The 20,942-nt window shown below is 69.9% G+C and carries 1 protein-coding gene (running past one end of the window); it reads right to left on the minus strand.

All coding sequences use genetic code 11. From position 1 onward, the window contains the following. On the minus strand, positions 1–20,942 hold the 3' end of the coding sequence (locus tag AB0M22_RS09885) for a non-ribosomal peptide synthase/polyketide synthase (protein WP_364723158.1). The gene runs 22,639 nt beyond the window's last position; 20,942 of the gene's 43,581 nt are visible here — the last part of the coding sequence; the start codon falls outside the window, past its right edge; the stop codon is at positions 1–3.

The raw sequence follows: 20,942 nt of genomic DNA on the forward strand, positions 1-20,942 counted from the left end.
CTACTCCGCGATCACGATCTTGATCTCGGCATCCGCCGCGTCCGTCGCCTCGTTCGGGGTGACGAACCAGTGGGTGACCTCGCCGTCGGTGAGGTCGGTGGCGACCTCGCCGGTCGGGAGGACCGAGAGGGCGCCGGCGGTGGCGGAGGCCAGGAACTCGAGCATGGCGGCGCGCCCGGAGGGGGCGGTGGTGTACGTGGTCGACTCGTAGTCGATGCCGTACTCCTCGCGGACGTGCTCGGCCCGGGCCAGCGCCTCGGTCTGGGTGATCGCCAGGACACCGTCGCCGGTCGGGACGACGAAGGCCGGGTGGTCCTCGCCGAGCGGGCGGACCCGGTCCGCGTAGGAGACCGGGTGCGACGGCGCCGCGACCAGGTCGGCCTGCATGTCGGCCGGGACGAGCCAGCGAATCGGGCTGTCCGGCACCGACTTCGAACCGATGCCGAAGGTGGCTCCGGCAGCGACCAGGTCGTCGACGGCGAGATCACCGGCGAACAACAGTGCCGCACCGGCCTTCTGCACCGCCCAGGCCGCGACCACCGCGTCCAGCGAACGCGGCAGCGCCAGCGCGACGATGTCGCCCGGCCCCGCACCCCGATCGATGAGCACCCGCGCCAGCTGCGAGGAGCGTCGATCCAGGACGTGGTAAGCGATTTCGTCGCCGTCGGCGAGCAGCGCGGGCGCCTCCGGATCCTCCTCGACCACCTCGGCGAGCACCTTGGCGACCGTGTGCGCGCCGACTCGGCCGGCCGGTTCCGGCGCGGAAGTGCTTGCCGTGATGCCGGATTCGACGAGCAGGCGGGCCCGCTCACCGGCATCGAGGATGTCGATGTCGCCGACCAGGCCGTCCGGATCGCCGAGCAGCGCCTCCAGCACCCGGATCAACCGCGCGGACATGATCTCCACCTCGTCCGCGGAGAACCGGCTGCCCAGGTACTTGAGCGTCAGCTCGATGGTCGCCTCGGCGGTCACCAGCAGCGTCAGCGGGTAGTGCGTGGCGTCGTTGACACCCACACCGGTCACCGACATGCCGTCGATGGAGCTGGCGGCCGAAATGGCCTCCTTGTCCATCGGATACGACTCGAACACCAGCAGCGTGTCGAACAGCGATCCGGTGCCCGCCACCCGCTGGATGTCGGTGAGCCCCACGTAGTGGTGCTCGAGCAGATCGGCCTGATCGTGCTGCAACCGCTCCAGCAGCTTGCCGATGGTCTGGCGATCATCGATGCGCAACCGCACCGGCAGCGTATTGATGAACAGGCCGACCATCGACTCCACGCCCGGCAGTTCGGCCGGCCGCCCGGACACGGTGGCGCCGAACACGACATCGCCACGCCCGGTGAGCCTGCCGAGCAGGATGCCCCAGGCCGCCTGCACCAGCGTGTTCACCGTGACGCCCAATTCGGCGGCGTGCTTGGTGAGTTGGCGCGTGCGGTCGGTGTCGAGCTCGGTGACCAGCTTGCCGATCTCGTACTGCTCGGCCGAACGCGGTTGCGGCGCGAGCTGAGTCGGCTCGCTGACCCCGTCGAGCGCGGTCGCCCAAGCGCGCAGCGAGGCCTCGCGGTCCCGCCCGGCCAGCCAGCCGAGGAAGTTGCGGTACGAGGCCACCCGCGGCAGCGCGGTCTGATCGCCGCGCACCGCGTACAGCACCAGCAGATCCCGCATGAGCAGCGGCATCGACCAACCATCCAACAGGATGTGATGGGTGGTGATGGCCAGGTGCCACTGGCTCTCGTCGGTACGGAACAGGGTGAACCGCAGCAACGGCGGCGTCGCCATGTCGAAGTGCGTCGCCTGATCGGCCGCGACCTGCCTGCGCAGTTCCGCGGTCCGCTCGTCCGCGGCCAGCGCGGTGAGATCCACCTCGCGCCACGGCGCCTCGATCCGATCGAGCACGACCTGCACGGCCTGCCCGTCGGAGTCGGTGACGAACGCGGTCCGCAGGTTCGGGTAGCGATCGATGATGCCCTGCGCCGCCGAACGCAACCGCTCGACATCCAGCGTGCCGCCGAGATCGACCACAGCCTGCATGGTGTACACGTCGACCGTCGCCTGCGTCATCATCGCGTGGAACAGCAGACCCGACTGCAGCGGCGAGAGCGGCCACACCTCGGCCAGCGCCGGGTAGCTCCGTTCCCACAGCTCGATATCGGTCTGCTCGACCCGCACCAGCGACATGTCCGACGGCGTGAAGCCACCGGCGTCCGGCCGCTGCGCGTGCGTGGCCAGCGCGGTGAGGGCGGCGACCCAGTGGTCGGCGAACTCCTGCACCTGCTCCTTGGTCAGCAGCCCGGTCGGGAACGCGAACGCCGCGCCCAGCTCCGGACCGTCCGCACCGTCGGTGACGATCGCGTTGATGTCGATCGTCGCGTTGGCGGGCATGTCCAGATCCATGTCGCCGTCGAGCTGACCGAGGTCCGACACCGGCACCCAGCCGATCTCGGCGAGCTGCTCGGGGATCTCCCCGGCCGACATGCGACCCAGGTAGTTGAAGCTGATCTGCCCCGCGGCGCCGAGTCGCTGACCGGTCGCCGAGTTCAGGTGCCGCAGCAGGCCGTAACCGAGACCCTTGTCCGGCACCGCGAGCAGCTGCTCCTTGATCGACTTCACGATCTCGCCGAGCGCGGCGCCACCGGCGAACGCGTCGGACAGATCGGCGCCGCCCAGATCCAGCCGGACCGGGTAGGCCGTGGTGAACCAGCCGACCGTGCGCGAAAGATCCGCGCCCGGAACGACTTCCTCTTCACGACCATGGCCCTCGAGCTTCACCAATGCCGCCGAACCCGTGCCGCGCCAGCGCGCGACCGCCATGGCCAGCGCGGACAGCAGCCCGTCGTTCACCCCGCCGCGGTAGAGGCCGGGGATCGCGGTGAGCACCGCGTCGGTGACCTCGGCGGGCAGCGTGACCTCGACCCGCTCGACCGTGGCGAAGGTGTCCACCGCCGGATCGAACGGACGCGCGCCGAGCAGCGGATCCGGCGTGGTCGAGACCTGCTGCCAGAACGGCAGTTCCGCGACCCGCTCGGCCGAGGTGGCCGCCTCGACCAGGCTGTGCGCCCAGCGCCGCATCGACGTTCCGTTGGCGGGCAACGCAACGTGCTGACCGGCGGCCAGCTGCGACCACGCGACCGCGAAGTCCGGAATCAGGATCCGCCAGGACACACCGTCGACCACGAAGTGATGCGCGACGATGAGCAGCACATCGCGCCGCTCACCCTCGAACGCGAACCAGATGAACTGCGCCATCACGGCATTCGCCGGATCCAACCGGCCGAGCGCGGCGTCGAACGCCGCGCTGCCGACCCGCTTCAGCTCCGCGTCGTCGACGTCGGCGGCCAGCTCGACCCGATGCACCAGGGCATCCACGTCGACCGCACCGGTCGCCAGCGCCTCGAACGCCCACTGATCGTCGTTGCGGCGCAACCGAGTCCGCAGCACATCGTGGTGGTCGAAGACCGCCGCGATGGTCCCGACGAGCGTCGCCCGGTCGATCCCGTCCGGCAGGCGCAGCGCCATCGTCTGCGAGAAGCGTTCGTAGGACGAGCCGCTCGCGAGGATCTGCGTCATGATCGGCGTCAGCGGAATCTCGCCGACCCCGCCGCCCGGCAGTTCCTCCAGCTTGATCTGTTCGGTACCCGCGCCAAGCGAGGCGACCTCGGCCAGCGAGGCCACGCTGCGCCGCTCGAACACGTCGCGCGGGGAGAACACCACGCCGCGCGCCTTGGCCCGCGACACCAGCTGGATGGACAGGATGCTGTCGCCGCCGAGCGCGAAGAACGAGTCGTCCAGGCCGATCTGCTCGACCCCGAGCACCTCGGCGAACACCTCGGCGATGACCGCCTCGACCTCGCTGGCCGGCGCCCGGAACTCGCGCGGCGCGAGCACCGGCTCGGGCAGCGCCTTGCGATCGAGCTTGCCGACCGGGGTCAGCGGGATCTCGTCCAGCACCATGATCGCCGACGGCACCATGTGCGGCGGCAGGCTCCGCGAGGCGTGCTCGCCGAGCTTGACCGTGTCGATCTCGTGGCCGGGCACCGCGAGCACATAGGACACCAGGATCGTGGCGCCCGCCGCGGTCTGTTTGCCGAGCGTGATCGCGAACTCGACGTCCGGATGGGCCGCGAGCACGGTGTCGATCTCGCCGAGCTCGATGCGGAAGCCGCGGATCTTCACCTGGAAGTCCGAGCGCCCGACGTAGTCCAGCTCCCAGCGCACCTCGGGCACCGCGGCGTTGCCCGCGCGCTCGCCCGGTTCGGCGAACCAGCGCACCACGTCACCGGTGCGATACATCCGCGCGCCCTCGTTGCTCCACGGGTTGGCGACGAATCGCTCCGAGGTGAGGTCGGGGCGGTTGTGGTAGCCCCGCGCCACCGCGCCACCGGCGAGGTACAGCTCGCCCGCGACGCCCGGCGGCACCGGGTTGAGCCGGTTGTCCAGCACCAGCGCCGACATGCCGCGCACCGGCAGGCCGATGGTGACGTGCCGTCCCGGGGTCAGGCTCGCGTAGGACGAGATGATCGTCGTCTCGGTCGGACCGTAGGCGTTGAAGTACTTGCGGCCCGGGTACCACTTGGCCAGCAGCTCCGGCGTGGTGACATCGCCACCGACGGAGGCCACTTCGAGCGCCTCCATGCCGGCCGGATCCACCGTGCCGAGCACCGCGGGCGTGATGATCGTGTGCGTCACCCGCTCCGTGCGCAGCAGCTCGGCCAGGTCCGGGCCACCGATGATGGTCGACGGCACGATCACCAGCGTCGCGCCGGTGTACGCGGCGCACAGCCATTCGAGCACCGACGGGTCGAAGCTCGGCGAGCAGATGTGCAGGAACCGGTGGTGCGCCTCGAGCTGGTACAGGTCGGTGGCGACCCCGACCAGGCCACCCATGCCCGCGTGGGTCACGGTGACGCCCTTGGGCATACCCGTCGAACCCGACGTGTAGATGACGTACACCGGATGCCGCATGGCCAGCGACGAGATCCGGTCCGCGTCCGTCACCGAGTCCGGCGACTTGGCCTCGATCAACTCACCCAGCGCCGGATCGTCCAGGCGCAGCCATTCGACGTCGCGCGGCAGGCGATCCACATGCTCGGTCGCGGTGATGCCGATGACCGCGCCGGAGTCGTTGATCATGTGCCGCATGCGGTCTTCGGGGTAGGTCGGGTCGACCGGCACGTGCGCGCCGCCCGCCTTCGCCACCGCCCAGAACGCCGCGACCATCTCGTAGGAACGCGGGAAGGACAGCGCCACAATGCGTTCCGGACCGACACCGCGCTCGATCAGTACCCGCGCCAGCCGCGAGGAGTACTCGTCGAGCTCGCGATAGGTGATCGAGCGGCCCTGGTAGCGAACCGCGATCTGCTCCGGGTTCAGCTTGGCGCCGCGCTGCAACAGATCCGGCAGCAGCCCGGTGGCCATCACGTCTTCGCCGTGCACGTGCGTGAGCAGCTCGTACTCGTCCGCGTCGAGCAGCGGCAGGTCACCGATCGGCAGGTCGCGTTCGGTCACGATGGCGTCGAGCAGGCGGGTGAACCGCTGCGCGAACACCTCGACCGTGGCGTCGTCGAACAGGTCACGGGCGAAGGAGAACTCGGCGTACATGCCCGCGCCGTCGGCGGCGGGAGCTTCCCGAATCGTCAGCGACAGATCGAACTTCGCCGTGTCGACGTCGAAATCGACCGCGCTGACGTGCAATCCGGGCAGCTCGAAGCTCGTCTCCGGCAGGTTCTCGAACGACAGCGCCACCTGGAACAGCGGGTGCCGCGCGGTCGAGCGCTCCGGGTTGAGCAGTTCCACCAGCCGCTCGAACGGCAGGTCGGCATGCGCGAACGCCTGCAGATCCGCGTCCTTGGTCCGGGCCAGCAGCTCGCCGAAGGTGAGGTCGCCCTCGACGTGCGAGCGCAGCACCAGCGTGTTGACGAACATGCCGATCACGTCGTCGAGTTCGGCCTCGCCACGACCCGCGATCGGCGTGCCGATGGCGATGTCGTCGGTGCCGGACATGCGCGCCAGGAACAGCGCGAGCGCGGCGTGCACCAGCATGAACATGGTCGCGTTCTGTTCCCGCGCGATCTCGGTGAGCCTGCGGTGCAGCTCGCCGTCGATCGGGAACACCACGCGGCCGCCGGCGAACGACTGGGTCGTCGGCCTGGTCCGGTCGGCGGGCAGGTTCAGCTCGTCCGGCAGCCCGGCCAGCGCGGCCCGCCAGTACTCGGCCTGCTGGGAGATCAGGCTGGCCGGATCGGCCTCGGAGCCGAGCACGTCGCGCTGCCAGAGGCTGAAGTCCGCGTACTGCACCGGCAGCGGCGCCCAGCCCGGCGGCACACCGTTCGAGCGAGCCGCGTAGGCGAGCATCACGTCGCGGGTCAGCGGGCCCATCGACCAGCCGTCCGCGCTGATGTGATGCACCACGAACACCAGCACGTACTCGCCGTCGCTGATCCGGAACAGCTTGGCCCGCAACGGAATTTCCGCGGTCACGTCGAACCCGGCGGCGATCACGTCCACGATCCGCTGCTGAATGTCTTCGACGGCAACGTTTTCCGGCGTCAGGTCCGGCACCGACTGCTCGGCGGTCAGGATCACCTGACTGGCCGCGCGCCCCTGCTCCGGGTACACCGTGCGCAGCGTCTCGTGCCGGGCGATGACATCCGCGACGGCGTCTTGCAGCGCGGCGACATCGAGGTCGCCGGTCAGCCGCACGGCGACCGGGATGTTGTTGACGGCCGAGGCCACATCGAACTGGTTGAGGAACCACATGCGCTGCTGCGCGAGCGACAGCGGAACCTGGTCCGGGCGCGGGCCCGCCACCAGGGCGCGCCGGCCGCCGGCACCGGCGTGCTGTTCGACCTTCACGGCCAGGCCGGAAACGGTGGACGCCTCGAACAGGGCGCGCACCGGCACCCGCGCGTCGAGCGCCGCGCCGATCCGGGCGGCGACCTGCGTGGCCAGCAGCGAGTTGCCGCCGAGGCCGAAGAAGTCGTCGTCCGCACCGACCTGATCGACACCGAGCACCTCGGCGTACACCGAGGCCACGATCTCCTCGATCGGAGTCGACGGCGCACGGAACGCCTGCGCCTCGAACTCCGGCTCCGGCAACGCCTTTCGATCCAGCTTGCCGTTCACGTTCAACGGCAACGCATCCAGCACGACGAACGCCGCGGGCACCATGTACGACGGCAGGCCGGCGATGAGCGCCGACTTCACCTGTGCGACATCGACATCGCCATTCGACGCCACCAGGTACGCGACCAGACGATCGCCGGTCTTCGGATCGGACTTGGCCACCACCGCGGTCTGCGCGATCTCCGGCATGGCCAGCAGCGCGGCCTCGATCTCGCCCAGTTCGATGCGGAAACCACGGATCTTCACCTGGAAGTCGGTGCGGCCCCGGTACTCCAGCTCACCGGAGGCGTTCCACGCCACCAGGTCACCGGTGCGGTACATCCGCGCACCGGTCTGGAACGGGTTGGCCACGAACCGATCCGAGGTCAGATCCGCCCGACCGAAGTAGCCACGAGCCAGCTGCGCACCGGCCAGGTACAGCTCACCGGCGACACCGGCGGGCACCGGCCGCAGGCGCGAATCCAGCACGTAGACCTGGCTGTTCCACTCCGGCAGGCCGATGGACACCGAGGTCTCGTCCGCCCTGGTCACCCGATGACTGGTGATCGAGACGGCGGCCTCGGTCGGGCCGTACAGGTTGAACAGCTCGGTCCGCGAGTGCTCACGCACGAACCGCTGCGCCAGCGCACCCGGCAGCGCCTCACCGATCGCCAGCACCCGCCACAGCGAGTTCGGGAAATCGCCGGCCGTGAGTGCGTCGAGCATCGACGGCACCACATGCAGCGTGGTGACCCACTCGCGAGCCATCAACTCGTTGAGGTACGCGGGATCCTGATGCCCGTCGGGCGCGGCGATGACCAACCGGCCACCACACACCGCCGCAGACCAGAACTCCCACACCGAAAGATCGAACGTCGCAGCGGTCTTCAACAGAATCGCATCCGCCGCATCGAGACCGAACTCGGTCATCTTCCACTGCAACTGATTCGCGATCGCCGCATGCGACACCGCAACACCCTTGGGCCGACCCGTCGAACCCGACGTGAAGATCACATAAGCCGTGTTCTCCGGACGCAACGGCGCGACCCGATCGGCATCGGTGACAACCGCCTTGTCCACCTCGGCCAGATCCAGCTCATCGATCCGCACCAAAGGCGCGATATCGGTATCGAACTCGGCATCGGCGTTGGTCAGCACACACACCGGTGCCGCAGTCTCGAGGATGTAGCTCGTCCGCTCGGCGGCCTGCGCCGGATCCACCGGCACATACGCGCCACCGGACTTCGCCACCGCGTACATCGCCACGACCAGGTCGACCGAGCGACGGAACGCCAAGGCGACCCGCGACTCCGGCCCGACTCCGATCGAGATCAGGTGCCGCGCAAGACGATTCACCCTGGCATCGAGATCGCCGTAGGTGATCGACGCGCCGTCCTCGGTGACCAGCGCGACTTCCTTCGGCCCGGCCGCCACCGAGGCGTCGAGCAGCGAAACCAGCGTCGCCGCCGAATCCACCGCGTTGTCGGTCGCATTGCGGCCGGTGACCAGCTGCGTGCGCTCCGCATCCGCGAGCAGTTCGATGTCGCCGACCGCGGTGCGCGGCGCGGCGATGATCTCCCCGATCAGGCGCGCGAACCGATCGACGAAGCCCTGCACCGTGTCCCGCTCGAACATGTCGGTGGCGTAGGTGAAGAACCCGGTGATGCCCTCGGGCTCGCCGGCCTCGCTGTAGCGGTCGGTCGCGATCAGGTGCAGATCGAACTGCGACAGCGCCGTGTCGATATCGAGCCCGGCCACGGTGAGGCCCGGCAGTTCCAGCCCGGCCTGGGCCAGGTTCTGGAACGAAAGACCCACCTGGAACAGCGGATGCCGCGCGGTGGAGCGCACCGGGTTGAGTACCTCGACGAGGCGCTCGAACGGCACGTCCGCGTTGGCGAACGCCTGGATGTCGGTCTCGCGTTGCCGCGCAAGCAGTTCGGTGAACGCCTCGCCGGCATCGATCCTGGTGCGGAACACCAGCGTGTTGACGAACATGCCGATCAGGTCGTCCAGCACGGCCTCGCCACGACCCGCCATCGGCGTGCCGATGGCGATGTCGTCGGTGCCCGACAGCCGGGCCAGCAGCACCGCGAGCGCGGTGTGCACGACCATGAACAGCGTCGCGCCCTCGGTGCGGGCCAGCTCGATCAGCGCCTGATGCGTCTGCGCGTCGATGCGCAGCTCGACCTTGCCGCCGGCGAAGGACTGCACCGCGGGCCGCGGGCGATCCGACGGCAGATCCAGCTGATCCGGCAGCTCCGCCAGCGCGTCGCGCCAGTAGGCGACCTGCTTGGACGCCAGCGACTCCTGATCGTCCTCGCTGCCGAGCAGCTCACGCTGCCAGATGCTGTAGTCCGCGTACTGCACCTCGAGCGGCGCCCAGTTCGGCGCCTCGCCGGCCGAACGCGCGGCGTAGGCGATCATCAGGTCGCGGGTCAGCGGGCCGACCGACGAGCCGTCGCCGGAGATGTGGTGCACGACCATGGCCAGCACGTATTCGACGTCCGGCGTCGCGGATTCGGTTGCTTCCCCGGCGATCTGGAACAGCGCGACCTTCATCGGCACCTCGGTGGTGACGTCGAACATCGTCGAGGTCAGGGCCACCACGGCGGATTCGATCTGCGCCGGCGCGACCACGCGCACCTCCAGCCGCGGCACGGCCTGGGCCGGCGGCAGGATCACCTGCACCGGACCGCTGTCCGTCTGCGGGTAGATGGTGCGCAGGATCTCGTGCCTGCTGACCAGGTCCGCGATCGCGGCACGCAGCGCGGCCACGTCGAGGGCGCCGGTGAGCCGCACCGCGATCGGCACGTTGTAGGCCGCCGACTGGGTGTCGAACCGGTTGAGGAACCACATCCGCTGCTGCGCGAGCGAGAGCGGAATGTGTTCCGGCCGTGGGCCGGCCGTGAGCGCCTTGCGGCCACCCGCGTCGGCGTGCTGCTCGACCCGCACCGCCAGCGCGGCGACGGTCGACGCCTCGAACATCAACCGGACCGGCACCCGCGTGTTCAGCGCCTCGCCGAGGCGGGCCGCGACCTGCGTGGCCAGCAGCGAGTTACCGCCCCAGGCGAAGAAGTCGTCGTCGAGGCCGAGGCGCTTCGATTCCGCCCCTTCGCGATCGGCGAGGCGCAGCACGTCGGCGAAGGTGTTCGCGACGATCTGCTCGATCGGCGTGACCGGCGCGCGGAACACCGCCTTCTCGAAGGTGGGCTGCGGCAACGCCTTACGGTCCAGCTTGCCGTTCGCGTTGAGCGGCAGCGCGTCCAGCTGCACGAGCACCGACGGCACCATGTAGGACGGCAGCTCCGCGGCGAGCGCGGCCTGCAATCCGCGCTTGTCCAGCTGCCCCGCCCGCGGCACCACGTAGGCCACCAGGCGGTCGCCGATGCTCGGATCGGTGTGCGCGAGCACGGCCGCCGCGGTGATCGCCGGCTGCCGCAGCAGCGCGGCCTCGATCTCGCCGAGCTCGATGCGGAAGCCGCGGATCTTCACCTGGAAGTCGGTGCGGCCGCGGTAATCCAGTTCCCCGGCGGCGTTCCAGGCCACCAGGTCGCCAGTGCGGTACATGCGCTCGCCCGCCGCGCCGAACGGATCGGCGACGAACCGGTCGGCGGTCAGCTCGGCCTTGCCGAAGTAGCCGCGCGCCAATTGCGCGCCGGCCAGGTACAACTCGCCGGAGACCCCGACCGGGACCGGCCGCAACCTGGCGTCGAGCACGTAGACGCGGCTGTTCCATTCCGGCGCGCCGATCGACACCGACAGCTCGTCGGCGTCGGTGACCAGGTGGCTGGTGATGGACACCGCGGCCTCGGTCGGGCCGTACAGGTTGAACAGCTCGGCGGCGTTGTCGCGGCGGAACCGCTGCGCGGTCGCGGCGGGCAGCGCCTCGCCGATGGCCAGCACCCGGCGCAGCGAAGGCGTCAGGCGGCCTGCGGATTCGGTGAGCAGCGAGTCCAGCATCGACGGCACCACGTGCAGCGTGGTGACGCCGGTCGAACGCATCAGCTCGTTGAGGTAGGCCGGATCGCGATGGCCGTCGGCGGCCGAGATCACCAGGCGCCCACCCGATGCGGCGGCGGTCCAGAACTCCCACACCGAGAGGTCGAACGTGGCCGCGGTCTTCAGCAGGATCGCGTCGTCCGCGCCCAGGCCGAAGTTCGCGATCTCCCACTGCAATTGGTTGGCGATCGCGGCGTGCGGGACCGCGACGCCCTTCGGCTGGCCGGTCGACCCGGAGGTGAAGATCACGTACGCGGTGTTCGCCGGGGTCAGCGTGCCGCGCCGTTCGGTCGCGGTCACCGGGCTCGACGCGAGCACGGTCAGGTCGAGCGCGTCGATCTGCACCGTTTCGGTTGCCGCGGTACGGAATCCGTCCCGGCCGGTGGTCAGCACGCAGACCGGTGCCGCGGTCTCCAGGATGTAGTCGGTCCGCTCGGCCGGCTGATCCGGATCGATGGGCACATACGCCGCACCGGATTTCGCGACCGCGTACATGGCGACCACGAGATCGGTGGACCGGCGGATGGCCAGCGCCACCCGGTCCTCCGGGCCGACGCCACGCTGAATCAGGTAGCGGGCCAGGCGGTTCACCCTGGTGTCCAGCTCGGCGTAGGTCAGCTCTTGCTGACCGGTCGGCTCGTCGGCGACGAGCGCGACCGCGTCCGGAGTACCGGCAACCGAGGCATCCAGCAGCGACACCAGCGTCGCGGCCGGGTCGACCGGGTGCGCGGTGTCGTTCCAGGTGCCGAGTATGCGGGTGTGCTCGTCGGCGGCCAGCAGGTCGATCTCGCCCACCGGCAGCGTGGCATCGGCGACCACGGCGTCGAGCACGCGCACGAAGCGGTCCGCGAAGCCCTGGACCGTGTCCTCGTCGAACAGGTCGATGGCGTAACCGAATTCGGTGATGATCTCGGCCGGCGTGCCGTCCTCGGCGTAGCGGTCGTACAGCGTGACGTGCAGGTCCGTCTTGGCCAGCTGCGAGTCGAAGTTGACCGCGCTCACCGACAGGCCCGGCAGTTCGAAGGTGGTCTCGGCCAGGTTCTGGAACGAAAGACCCACCTGGAACAGCGGATTGCGCGCGGTGGAGCGGACCGGGTTGAGCACCTCGACGAGGCGCTCGAACGGCACGTCGGCGTTGGCGAACGCCTCCAGGTCGCGTTCCTTGACGTCGGCGAGCAGATCGGCGAACCGGTCGCCCGGCGCCACCCTGGTCCGGAAGACCAAGGTGTTGACGAACATACCGATCAGGTCGTCGAGTTCACGCTCGCCGCGACCCGCGATCGGGGTGCCGACCGCGATGTCGTCGGTGCCGGACAGCCGGGAGAGCAGCACGGCCAGCGCCGCGTGCACCACCATGAACAGCGACGCGTTGTTCGCGCGCGCCAGTTCGTGCAGGCGGGCGTGCCGCTCCGGGGAGATCTCGAAGCGAATCGCCTTGCCGTGGAACGACTGCGCCGGCGGGCGCGGCCGGTCAGCGGGCAGCTCGAGCTGATCCGGCAGCTCGGCCAGCGCGCTCTGCCAGTAGGCGACCTGCTGGGCGGCCAGGGATTCCGGGTCCTCTTCGGAGCCGAGCACCGCGCGCTGCCAGAGCGCGTAGTCGGCGTACTGCACCGACAGCGGAAGCCACTGCGGCACATCGCCTTGCACGCGGGCCACGTAGGCGGCCATCACGTCGCGGGCCAGCGGGCCCATCGAGGAGCCGTCGGCCGCCACGTGGTGCACGGTGAACGCCAGCACGTGCTCGTCCGGCGCGATCCGGAACAGCGCCACCGCGAGGGGCACCTCGACGGTGACGTCGAAGGTGGTCAGCGCGAACGCGATCACCGCGTTGAGCAGATCGGCCTCGGTGACGTCGACCGGGGTGAGCGCGGCCGCGGACTGAGCCGCGGGGCGGATCACCTGGTGCGGTCCCTCGGCGGAGCGCGGGTAGGTGGTGCGCAGCACCTCGTGCCGGGCGAACACGTCGCCGATCGCCTGTTCCAGCGCCGCGACATCCAGCGCGCCGGACAGCCGCACGGCGAGCGGGATGTTGTCGACCGCCGAAGTGGCCGTGTCGAACTGGTTGAGGAACCAGTAGCGCTGCTGGGCCGGCGACAGCGGGATCCGCGCGGGGCGCTCCCCCGTCTCCAGCTTCGGCCGCTGCCTGCCGGATCCGGCGTTGCGCTCGACCTGGGTGGCCAGCGCGGCCACCGTCGACGCCTCGAACAGGTCGCGGACCGCCAGGCGGGTGTCCAGCGCGGCGCCGAGCCGCGCGGTCACCTGGGTGGCCAGCAGCGAGTTGCCGCCGAGTTCGAAGAAGTCGTCGTCCAGGCCGACCCGGGCGACGCCGAGCACGTCGCCGAAGGTGCCCGCGACGATCTCCTCGATCGGGGTAGACGGCGCGCGGAACACCTTGGCCTCGAACACCGGCGCGGGCAGCGCCTTGCGGTCGAGCTTGCCGGAGGCGTTGAGCGGGAACTGGTCGAGCACCACGAACGCCGACGGCACCATGTACGCGGGCAGCTCGCCACCGAGTTCGGCGCGCACGCCGTCGAGGTCGATCGCCTGCCCCGCGGTGGGCACCACATAGCCGACGAGCTGGTCGCCGAGCCGGTCGTCCGAGCGCACCACCACGACCGCCTGCGCGATGGAATCCAGTGTGGTGAGCGCGGATTCGATCTCGCCGAGCTCGATCCGCAGGCCACGCAGCTTCACCTGGAAGTCGGTGCGGCCCAGGTATTCCAGCTCGCCACGCGAGGTCCAGGTGACCAGGTCACCGGTGCGGTACATGCGCTCGCCGCCGGCGCCGAACGGGTTGGCCACGAACCGATCCGAGGTCAGCTCCGGGCGCGCGACATAGCCGCGGGCCAACTGCACACCCGCGAGGTACAGCTCACCCGCGACGCCCACCGGCACCGGGTGCAGGCGCGAATCCAGCACGTACACCTGGGTGTTGAACACCGGGGCGCCGATCGGCACGGACACCGCGTCGGCCTCGTCCACCTCGTGGAAGGTGACGTCGACGGCGGCCTCGGTCGGGCCGTACAGGTTGTGCAGGCGCGCGCCGGTCAGTTCCTGCATCCGCTGCGCGGTGGCCGCAGGCAGCGCCTCACCGGAGGCGAAAACGTTGACCAGGCTGGTGCATTCGTCCGCGCGCTGCTCGGCGACGAACACCGAGAGCATGGACGGCACGAAGTGCGCGGTGGTGACCTCTTGCTCGGTGATCACCTGGATCAGGTAGCCGGGATCGCGGTGGCCGTCCGGCTTCGCGACGACCAGGCGCGCACCGATCTGCAAGGGCCAGAAGAACTCCCACACCGACACGTCGAAGGTCGCGGGGGTCTTCTGCAACACCACATCGTTGCGTTGCAGGTTGTACTCGGCCTGCATCCACACCAAGCGGTTGACGATCGCGCCGTGACTGACCGCGACGCCCTTCGGCCGACCGGTGGAACCGGAGGTGAAGATGACATAGGCGGTGTTCGATGGGCGCAGCGGCGCAAGGCGATCCGCATCGGTCACCGGCGCATCGGAGTACTCCGACAGCGTCAGGCGATCAATCTCGACGGCAGGCGTCTTCCCCGCGTCGAACTCGTCACGCGCAGTGGTCAGTACGCAGACCGGCCGCGCGGTATCGAGCACATAGTGAGTGCGCTCAGCCGGATGATCCGGATCCAACGGCACGTAAGCACCACCGGCAACACTCACCGCGTACATACCGACCACCAGATCGATAGACCGGCGCATACCCAGCGCGACCATCGAGTCCGGGCCGACACCCAGCGAGACCAGGTGACGTGCCAGACGATTCACCTTCGCCGAGAACTCGGCGTAGGACAGACTCGTCCCCTCGAACGTCACCGCAATCGCCTCAGGCGTCCGAACAACCTGCGCCTCGAACATCGACACCAACGTCGCCGACTCGTCCACCGCGTGCGCGGTGTCATTCCAGCGCGCGACCACCTGTGCGTGTTCAGCCGAATCCAGCAGCTCGACATCGCCGATCGCCACGGACGGATCCGCGACGACGGCGGTCAGCAGCCGGACGAGCCGCTCCGCGACCGCGGCGATCGTGCTCGCGTCGAACATGTCTGTCGCGTAAGCGAATTCCGCGGTCATGCCGTCGGCGGAGCCTTCGGCGTCGAACCGGTCGGACAGGCTCAGATGCAGATCGAACTTGGCCGTCACCACGTCCAACGGCACGCCGGCGACCTCGAGACCGGGCAGCTCGAACGAGGCCTCCCCGGTGTTCTGGAACGACAGCATGACCTGGAACAGCGGGTGCCTGGCCTGCGAGCGGGCCGGGTTGAGGATCTCGACCAGGCGCTCGAACGGCAGGTCCGCGTGGCCGAAGGCGGCCAGGTCGCGGTCCTTGGTGCGGGCGACCAGGTCCGCGAACGGCGCCGCCGGATCGACCTCGGTGCGCAGCACGAGCGTGTTGACGAACATGCCGATGGCGTCGTCGAGCACGGCCTCGCCGCGCCCCGCGACCGCGGTGCCGATGGCGATGTCGTCGCTGCCGGACAACCGGGCCAGCAGCGCGGCGAACGCGGCGTGCACCACCATGAACAGGCTCGCGCCGTGCTCCCTGGCCAGCGCGTTCAGGTCGCGCAGCAGCTGTGCGTCGAGCGAGAACTCGTACACCCCACCGCGATTCGACGCGACGGCGGGCCGCGAGCGGTCCGACGGCAGGTCGAGCTGGTCGGGCAGCCCGGCCAGGCTGCCGGACCAGTAGGCGACCTGCTGCGCGATCAGCGAGGCCGGATCGTCCTCGGAGCCAAGGGTTTCCCGCTGCCACAGCGCGTAGTCGGCGTACTGCACCGGCAGCGGCGGCCAGGCCGGGGCGTCGCCGCGCGAGCGGGCCGCGTAGGCGATCATCACGTCGCGGGCCAGCGGCCGGACCGACCAGCCGTCGCCGGAGATGTGGTGCACCACGAAGACCAGCACGTGCGTGTCGGGCTGCGAGCCGTCCATCGAGCCGGCCACCCGGAACAGCTGGGCGCGCACCGGTACCTCGGCGGTGACGTCGAAGCCGGTCAGCACCAATTCGCTGACCCGGTCCTGGATTTCGGTCTCGGACACCTCGATCGGGGTCAGGTCGATGGTTTCCTGCCCGGCGGGCAGCACCACCTGAACGCCCTGGCCGTCGGCGGTTTCCGGGTAGACGGTGCGCAGCACCTCGTGCCGGTCGACCACGTCGGCGACCGCCTGGCGCAGCGCGTCGGCGTCGAGCGAGCCGGTGAGCCGGACCGCGAGCGGGATGTTGTTGACCGCGGAGTCCGTGTCGAACCGGTTGAGGAACCACATCCGCTGCTGGGAGAGCGACAGCGGAATCCGGGCCGGACGCTGTCCCGCGACGAGTTCGCGGCGGCGTCCGGTGCCCTGGTGAGCCTCCATCCGGGCGGCCAGCGTGGCGACGGTCGGCGCCTCGAACAGCATCCGCACCGGGACGCGGGTGTCCAGTGCCGCGCCGAGACGGGCGACCACCTGGGTGGCGATGAGCGAGTTGCCACCCAGCTCGAAGAAGTCGTCGTCGACGCCGACCGCGCGTTCGCCGTCGGTGCTGATCAGCCCGAGCACCTCGGCGAAGGTGTTGGCCACGATCTCTTCGATCGGGGTGGACGGTGCGCGGAATTCCCTGGCCTCGAAGGCCGGTTCGGGCAGCGCGCGCCGATCCAGCTTGCCGTTCGGGTTGAGCGGCATGGCATCGAGCACCACGAGCGCGGCGGGCACCATGTAGGACGGCAGGCGGCCGGACAGGTGGGTGCGGAGCTCGTCCACGTCCACCGTCGCGCCGCCGACCGGCACCACATAGCCGACCAGCTGATCGCCGGTATGCGCGTCCGAGCGCACCATGGCGACCGACTGGGCCACCGAATCGTGTGCGGTGAGCGCGGTTTCGATCTCGCCGAGCTCGATCCGCAGGCCGCGCAGCTTCACCTGGAAGTCGGTGCGGCCGATGTAGACGATGGCCCCGGTGTCGTCGCGGGTGACCAGGTCACCGGTGCGGTACATCCGGGCGCCCGCGGCGCCGAACGGGTTGGCCACGAAGCGATCCGCGGTCAGGTCGGTGCGGCCGAAGTAGCCGCGCGCCAGCTGCGCGCCGGCCAGGTACAGCTCACCCGCGACGCCGGACGGCACCGGCTTCAACCGGGCATCCAGCACGTAGGCCTGGGCGTTCCACACCGGCAGGCCGATGGGCACCGCGCCGGTGACGTCGTCGGCCACCGGGCCGTGCGTGGCGTGCACGGTGAATTCTGTTGGGCCATAGAGGTTGTACAGCTCCGCCGAGCTGACCCGGCGAATCGCCTCGACCGCGTCGGCGGTGAACGCCTCACCGGCCACGAACAGCGTCCGCAGCGAGGCGAGCGCGTCGCTGCCACCGGTGACGTCGACGTTGCCGGCGAACACGGTCAGCATCGACGGCACGAACGAGGTCATGGTGACGCGTTCGGCGGCGATCACGTCCGCGAGGTACTGCGGATCGCGATGCCCGTCCGCGCTCGCGACCACGATGCGGCCGCCGGTGGTCATCGGGCCGAACAACTCCCACACCGACACGTCGAACGTGGCGGGCGTCTTGAACAGCACGATGTCGTCCGCGCCGATGCCGTACTCGCCGGTGATCCAACGGATCTGGTTGACCACGGCGGCGTGCGGCACCGCTACGCCCTTGGGGCGGCCGGTCGAGCCGGAGGTGAAGATCACGTACGCCGGGTGTTGCGGCCGCAGCGGCGCGATCCGATCGGCATCGGTCACCGGCTCGTCCGAGTAGCCGGACAGATCCAGCTCGTCGATCGTCAGCGTGGTGTGGCCGTCCGCGTCGAACGCGTCGCGGGACGTGGTCAGCACGCACACCGGAGCTGCCGAATCCAGTACGTAATTCACCCGATCGGCGGGCTGGTCCAGGTCGAGCGGCACATAACCGCCGCCGGCCTCGTGCACGGCGTACGCGGCGACCACCAGGTCGACCGAGCGCCGCAGACCGAGGGCGACCAGGGTCTCCGGGCCGACACCGGCCTCGATCAGCTTGCGCGCGAGCTGGTGCACGCGGGCACCGAACTCGGCGTAGGTCAACGAGTTTCCGGAGGCCGGGTCGACAACGGCGACCGAATCCGGAGTAGCCGCGGCCTGAGCGGCGAACTCGGCGACCAGCGTGCTGGGCGCGCCGAGGTCACGCGCGGTGTCGTTCCAGCCGCGCAGCGCCTGCTCGGTCTCCCGCTCGTCCAGCAGCGCGATGTCGCCGATCGGCCGATCCGGTTCCGCGGCAAGCGCACCCAGCAGACGGTTGAACCGCTGCCCGAGCTCCGCCATCGTCTCCGGGTCGAAAAGATCCGTGGCGTAGATGAATTCGGCACTGATCCCGGCCGGCGCGGCATGCGCGCCGTTGGCCGCCTGGGTGGCCGTCTTCTCCGACAGCGTGAGCTGCAAGTCGAACTTCGCCGTGTCGATCGGCAATTCGACGCCGCTGACCGTCAGCCCAGGCAGCTCGAGACTGTTCTGCCCGAGGTTCTGGAACGAGAGCAGCACCTGGAACAGCGGGTGCCGCGCCTGCGAGCGGGCCGGGTTCAGGATCTCGACCAGCCGCTCGAACGGCAGGTCGGCGTGCCCGAACGCGGCGATATCGGTGGCGCGCACCGTGCGCAGCAGATCGGTGAACGTGGCGCCGCTGTCGATCGGGGTCCGCAACACCAGGGTGTTGACGAACATGCCGATCAGGTCGTCGAGCGCGCGCTCGCCACGACCGGCCACCGGGGTGCCGATGGCGATGTCGTCCTCGCCGGACAGGCGGGCGAGCAGCACGGCCAGCGCGGTGTGCGTGACCATGAACAGCGTCGCGCCCCGGGTACGGGCGAGTTCGGTGAGCCTGGCGTGGGTTTCGGCGTCGATCTCGAAGCTGTGCGTCGCGCCGCGACCGGAGGCGACCGCGGGCCGCGGCCGGTCGGTCGGCAGGTCGAGCTGGTCGGGCAGCCCGGCCAGCGAGTTCGACCAATACGCGATCTGCTGGGCGATCACCGATTCCGGATCGCCCTCGTCGCCGAGGACCGCGCGCTGCCACAGCGCGAAGTCGGCGTACTGGACTTCCAGTGGCCGCCAAGCGGGTTCGCCACCCTCGACGCGAGCGCCGTAGGCGGTCATCACATCCCGGGTCAGCGGACCCATGGAGAAACCGTCGGCCGAGATGTGGTGCACCACCAGGGCGAGGATGTGCTCGGTCGGGCTGACCTCGAACAGCCTGGCCCGGAACGGCACCTCGGTGGTGACGTCGAACGCGGTCAGCACCAGCTCGGAAAGCCGTTGCGGCAGTTCGGCCTCGGTGACGTCGAACGGCGCGAGATCCGGGATCACCTTGGCGGTGGGCACGGTCACCTGATGGGCGGCGCCGTCGACCTCCGGGTAGAAGGTGCGCAGCGACTCGTGCCTGGCCAGCACGTCGGCGACGGCGATCTGCAACGCCTGCCGGTCCAGCAGACCGGACAGCCGCACCGCGGCCGGGATGTTGTCCACCGCCGAGTCGGGATCGAACCGGTTGAGGAACCACATCCGCTGCTGCGCCAGCGACAGCGGCACCTGGTCGGGCCGCTGCTGCGGCGCGAGGGCCGCCCGCGCACCGGCACCGGTGTGGGTCTCCGCCCGGGCCGCGAGCGCGACCACCGTGGACGCCTCGAACAGCTCCCGGACCCCGAGATCGGCATCCAGCGCGGCGGACAGCCGCGCGGCGACCTGGGTGGCGGTCAGCGAGTTGCCGCCGAGCGCGAAGAAGTCGTCGTCCAGGCCGACCCGCTCCAGGCCGAGCACCTCGGCGAAGGTCGCCGCGACGATCTCCTCCACCGGCGTGGTCGGCGCGCGGAACACCGCGGCCTCGAACACCGGCGCGGGCAGAGCCTTGCGATCGAGCTTGCCGGAGGCGTTGAGCGGGAACTCGTCGAGCACCAGCACCACGGACGGCACCATGTACGCGGGCAACCGCTCGGCCAGGTCCTCGCGCAGCAGCTCGGTGTCCACCCGGACATTCGGCGCGGGAACGACATACGCGACGAGCTGATCGCCGGTGTGCTGATCGCCGCGGACCACCACCACCGACTGGGCGACCTCGTCCAGCGCGGTCAGCGCGGTCTCGATCTCGCCGAGCTCGATCCGCAGGCCACGCAATTTCACCTGGAAGTCGGTGCGGCCCAAGTACTCCAGCTCACCGGTCGCCGTCCACGCGACCAGGTCGCCGGTGCGGTACATCCGCTCGCCGGTAGCACCGTACGGATTGGCCACGAACCGGTCGCTGGTCAGATCCGGACGCGCGACGTACCCGCGAGCCAGCTGGGTGCCCGCCAGATACAGCTCACCCGCGACACCCACCGGCACCGGGCGCAGACGCGAATCCAGCACGTACACCTGCGTGTTGAACACCGGCGCACCGATCGGCACCGTGTCGGTGTCGGAATCGATGACCTCGTGGAATGTGACGTCGACCGCGGCCTCGGTCGGCCCGTACAGGTTGTGCAGCGCCGCACCGGTCAGCTCGCGCAGCCGATGCGCGGGCTTGGGCGGCAACGCCTCACCGGAGGCGAACACCAGTCGCAGCGAATCACACTGTGCCGCAGCACCATCGGCGACGAACACGGCGAGCATCGACGGCACGAAGTGGGTGACGGTGATCCGCTCGCCACTGATGACCTCGGCCAGGTACGCCGGATCCCGATGACCGTCGGGCTTCGCGACCACCAGTCGCGCACCGATCTGCAAGGGCCAGAAGAACTCCCACACCGACACGTCGAACGTGGCGGGCGTCTTCTGCAACACCGCGTCCGCGGCGTTCAGCTGGTAGGCGGACTGCATCCACACCAGGCGGTTCACGATCGCCGCGT

It is taken from the genome of Nocardia sp. NPDC051756 (assembly GCF_040681495.1).
GTDB lineage: Bacteria > Actinomycetota > Actinomycetes > Mycobacteriales > Mycobacteriaceae > Nocardia.